The following is a 4,724-nucleotide window of genomic DNA, read 5'->3' on the forward strand; positions in this document are numbered from 1 at the left end:
TCGTCAGCGACCGTGCGCCCGGCATTTTCGCGTCGGGCCGGACGATTGCGCTTGAATCTGACGGCGCGCCTCTTTGCCCCCATGGCTATCCCGGGGCGCTCGCGCTGGCGCTTGAAAATCTGGTCGACAATGCGGCGCGCCACACCCCGCCGGGAACGGCGATCGTGGTCACAAGCGGCCCAGGTTCGCGGCTCACTGTCAGCGACGACGGCCCACCGATTCCCGAGGCTGACCTTTTGCGCCTCACGGACCGACTCTGGCGCGGTGCGGGATCGAGCATCGAGGGATCCGGGATCGGGCTATCGATCGTCGATCGCGTCTCGCGGGCACATGGCGGACGATTCAGCGTGCGCCGTGGCCCGAGCGCGCGCGGTTTGACCTGCGAGATCGTGATCGGCGACGCTTGAGGACGCGGCGCGGGCGCAGGGCCGGATTTTAGGGCGGATTGCCGGCAAGAAACAGCGATGCGGAACTGGCCGCAAATTTGCCAAGCAGCCATTCGCCTGCGACTAAGGTAAAAAAGGCAGAGGAGGATCAAGCATGGTTTTCATCCTTGGCGGATGGCAGAGCGATTTCTCCGATGTCTGGAGCCGGCGGGGAATGGACCTGGCCGACGCCTTTACCGAGAGCGTCCAACAGGGCCTTGCGGCAACCGCACTCGACGCCGCCGACATCGAAGCGGGGCATGTCGGCAATTTCACCGCCGAACTGTTTGCGGGTCAGGGCTTGCTTGGCGGATTTTTCGGGCTTGTCGATGCAGCGTTCGATGGCTTGCCCACCGCGCGTCATGAGGCAGCCTGTGCTTCGGGCAGCGTGGCCGTGCTGGCCGCCACGGCGGAGATCGAGGCTGGGCGCTACGATCTCGCTTGCGTCGTTGGGATCGAACAGATGCGCAACGTTCCCGGCCAGACCGCGGCGGAATATCTGGGGGCGGCGGCATGGGCTGGCCACGAATATGGCGATGCGCGCTACGTCTGGCCCGCTGCCTTTTCCGATCTCGCGGAGGAATATGATCGCCGCTACGGCCTGAAATACGAGCATCTGATGCGCATCGCCGCGCTTAATTTCGGCAACGCCAAGCGCAATCCGAACGCGCAGACGCGTGGCTACGCCTTTGCACCCGAGAGCTTCACCGCCGATGACGAGGCCAACCCGGTCGTCGAGGGCCGGACGCGCAAGATGGATTGCGGGCAAGTCACCGACGGTAGCGCGGTGGTGTTCCTGGCATCGGAACGGCGTGCCGCCGATTATGCGGCGCAGCGCGGCATTTCGCTCGATCAAATCCCCCGGATCGCGGGTTGGGGCCATCGCTCTGCGCCGATCGGCTATGCCCGCAAGATCGCCGATAGTGCGGGCCAAGCCTATGTCTTCCCGCAGGTGCGCCGCGCGATCGAGGATGCGCGCGCCCGTGCCGGCGTGACCGACATTGCGCAGATCGATGCGGTGGAAACGCATGATTGCTTCACCGCGACCGAATATATGGCGATCGACCATCTCGGCCTGACCGCGCCGGGCGAATCGTGGAAAGCGATCGAGGACGGGTCGATCGAGATGGGCGGGCGCTTGCCGATCAATCCCTCGGGTGGCTTGATCGGATGCGGGCATCCGGTCGGCGCGACGGGCGTGCGGATGCTGCTCGACGCGGCGAAGCAGGTGTCGAACGGTGCGGGCGATTATCAGGTCGAGGGCGCGCGCCGCGTCCAGACGCTCAATATCGGTGGGTCGACCACGACGACGGTCAGCTTCATCGTCGAAAGCGCCGCGGCATGAGCGCGCTACACCTGCTCGCGGTCAATGCCGCAGTGCTGGTTGGCATGTTCGCGCTGTTCTGGCTGGTGACGCTCAAGACGCGCGATGTGACGCCGATCGACAGCATCTGGGCGCTTGGCATGGTGGTGCTCGGTTGGGCCAGCTTCGTGCAGACCTCGGGGGACCCTGGGCGAGCGATGCTGCTCATGGTGCTGTGCACGGTCTGGGGCGTCCGGCTTGGCGGCTATCTGTTGTGGCGCTGGCGTCACCACGGGGCAGACCGCCGCTATCAAACGATGTTTGCCAAGGCGCAAACCGACAAGGGGTGGGGTTTCAACCAGGCGTCGCTGCGGTTGGTCTATGCGATCCAGGCACCGATGCTGTTCATCGTCTGTTTGCCGGTGCAGCTTGGCCAGCTTGACGGAGCGCCGCCGGTTGGTGTGCTGGGCATGGTTGGTGCCGCGCTGGCGGTGATCGGCATTGTGTTCGAAACGATCGGCGACGCGCAGCTTGTCGCCTTTCGCCGCGATCCCGCGAATGCCGGCCGAGTGCTGCGCACCGGCCTGTGGCGCTACACCCGCCATCCGAACTATTTCGGCGACGCGTGCGTGTGGTGGGGCCTCTACCTGATCGCGGCGGAGAGCGTGACGGGGTTGTGGGCGCTGCCCGGGCCGATCCTGCTGACCTTCACGCTGATCAAATGGTCGGGCGTGCCGACCGTCGAGGGTCGGATGAAGCGCAAGAAGCCCGATTATGAAGACTATGTCCGCCGCACCTCGGGTTTCGTGCCGTGGCTTCCCAAACGCGGCTAGCCATAGCGGCGTAGCACGGTGCGGTCGGCCCAGTGCGAATGCGTGCCGCTCGAAATCTTGTGCGGCAGTGCGATGCGGCACACCGGGCCGCTCTCGATATCGCGCGCGTCGATCAGGATGCACTCGCTCGTGCCGCGATTTTCGTCAGTGATGAAGCTCACCAGATAGCCGTCATCCTCCGCCGTGGACCCAACGCGCGGCGCGAACGGCGCTTCGCTGGCGTAGCGGCCGTCCTCCAGCATCAGCGTCCAGGATTCGCCGGTCTCAAGATCGTGTTTGACGAAGCCGTTGAACAGGAACCAGCCGGGCTTGGTCGTGGTCGAATAGATGTAGCGATGTTTGCGCCCGGCAACGCGGCCATCGATCATCCCGAATTCGAGCGTCCGCTCGTCGAGGCGTTCTTCGGTCGTGGTCCCATCGGCGAGATTGAAGCGCCAGCGGTGCAGCCGCGGCAGGAAGCTGTGCTCATCGACATAGGCCATCATGTGGCCATAGCCGTCCTCGCTGGGCAGCGGCGGGGGCTGGGGATTGTCCTGGAAATAGCCATCCATCACCACCTCATCGCCGTCCTCATAGGCGTTGAGGAAGTGCAGGATGTAGGTCGGTGCCGCGTCGAACCAGCGAATGTCTTCTGTCTTGCCGTGGCGCGGGATCAGCGCGAAGCGCGACGGAATGCCTTCATGCAGGCGCGCGGCATGGATGTTGCGGGCGAGCAGCTCCTGGTCCCAGAACATCGGCAGATCGTTCACGATCGACCAATTCTCGCTGAAGGTCATGTCGTGCGGCAAGCGCGGCCCCGGCAGCGGAACGGGGATGTAGGTCGTGACGCGGCCGCCCGCATCAACGACGCCGTAATGCATGTACGGCGCGTGCTTCGAATAATTGAAGAACAGCAATTCGCCGGTGCGGTCATCGACCTTGGGGTGGGCCGAGATGCCGTCGAGCGGAACCCACGGCGCGACGCCCGATTGTTCGAGCGTTTCGGGATCGAGCACATACCCCTCGCCGCATTGGTAGAAGGTCGAGATCGCTTTGCCGGCATGAACGATGATGTCGGTGCTCGACGAATCCTTCAGGCCGCCATGCGCGCCAAAGCCGGGACGCTTCGAGATGCCGGACCGGTCCATCAACCCGCCCCATAGCGATTCTCCGGCGTTCTGTTCGGCCTGGAAACAGCGCGTGCGCACGAAGCGATTGCGGTACGACGCGCGACCGCCCGAGAAAGCGATCTGGTGGATCATCCCGTCCCCATCGAACGGGTGATATTTGCCGAGCGGCTGGTGCAGTTGGTTTTCGGTGTTTCGGAGATAGACGCCATCGATGTCGGCGGGGATCGTGCCTTCGATCACCTCGAGGTCGAACGCAGTCACCTCCTCATGCTGCGGCGTCCAGGCATGGTTGAGATAGGGGTGGTTGCTCGGCTGTAGCGACGACGCAACCGGCGTGAGGCGTTCGATCTGCACGAGGCGCTGCTCCTATCCAGGACTTTTGGGCAGTCTAGCTCTCAGGCGGCATTTGGCCATGGGCATTCTTTGTGCGGCAATTTAGCGCACCGCCTTTCCACCGCCAGGCTGAGCGAACAGCGTCAAGCGGATCGACAGATGTCCTCGATTTGCGCGCATTCGCCACTCGCGAAGATCGTTCCACATAAAATATGTCGCGATACGCCGCACTGGAGAATTTATCCTACAATAGAGTCAGAACGGAGTGCCCATCGCAAGACGGGTGGTTGTTTTGAGAAAGGTTAACATCTTATTAAAATAGCCATATCGGAAAGATACCGCTCGAAGATTTACCCAATAGATGGGACGCAGGCGGATGCCGTGAGCGCCGACGGTGCAATTGGTAAAAGTCTGGTCACGCCACCATAAGGGAGGCTAATCGTGATCTTGTTCATGCCCGAAACGCTGCTGCACGTCGTGTTTGCGGTGACAGTGGTGGTAGCCGCACTGAACGACACCCCCCAAGCCAGTCCCCTTGCTGCCGCATATCCCTGGATTGATGGCGTATCAGCGCACGGAGCGGTCCCAAGCGCCATGCATCGGGCCGCGTTCGAGGCGACCTCCTGCAAGGCCTGTTGCGTCCATTCCAGCCGCCCGCCTTCGATCAGCAGGAAGATGAACGCCAGCAGGACAGGGGCGACCAAAGCGAATTCGACCGCGC

The 4,724-nt window shown here is 63.2% G+C and carries 5 protein-coding genes; 3 read left to right on the top strand and 2 right to left on the bottom strand.

Going from position 1 to position 4,724, the window contains the following annotated elements:
* The 3 genes from ABWP09_RS09285 to ABWP09_RS09295 form a co-directional block, all read left to right on the top strand.
* Window positions 1–407 (top strand): sensor histidine kinase (locus ABWP09_RS09285; RefSeq protein ID WP_353204863.1); only part of this gene is annotated, 407 nt, incomplete at its 5' end.
* A gap of 133 nt (window positions 408–540) precedes the next feature.
* Entirely contained in the window at window positions 541–1,770 is a 1,230-nt protein-coding gene (locus ABWP09_RS09290; protein WP_353204864.1) for an acetyl-CoA acetyltransferase, read from the top strand.
* Window positions 1,767–2,561: a DUF1295 domain-containing protein gene (locus tag ABWP09_RS09295; RefSeq protein WP_353204865.1), complete on the top strand. Its 795-nt coding sequence runs from the start codon at window positions 1,767–1,769 to the stop codon at window positions 2,559–2,561. Before ABWP09_RS09290 ends, ABWP09_RS09295 begins: the two co-directional genes overlap by 4 nt.
* Here the strand turns inward: ABWP09_RS09295 and ABWP09_RS09300 are convergent.
* Together ABWP09_RS09300 and ABWP09_RS09305 are read right to left on the bottom strand one after the other, a co-directional pair.
* A complete protein-coding gene (locus tag ABWP09_RS09300; RefSeq protein WP_353204866.1) occupies window positions 2,558–4,024 on the bottom strand; it encodes a carotenoid oxygenase family protein in 1,467 nt (488 codons plus the stop codon). The two genes, ABWP09_RS09295 and ABWP09_RS09300, sit on opposite strands and share 4 nt — an antisense overlap.
* Before the next feature lie 329 nt (window positions 4,025–4,353).
* Window positions 4,354–4,724 (bottom strand): TadE/TadG family type IV pilus assembly protein (locus ABWP09_RS09305; RefSeq protein WP_353204867.1); only part of this gene is annotated, 371 nt, incomplete at its 5' end.

It is taken from the genome of Sphingomonas sp., from assembly GCF_040398505.1.
In the GTDB taxonomy this organism is placed as follows: Bacteria; Pseudomonadota; Alphaproteobacteria; order Sphingomonadales; family Sphingomonadaceae; genus Sphingomonas.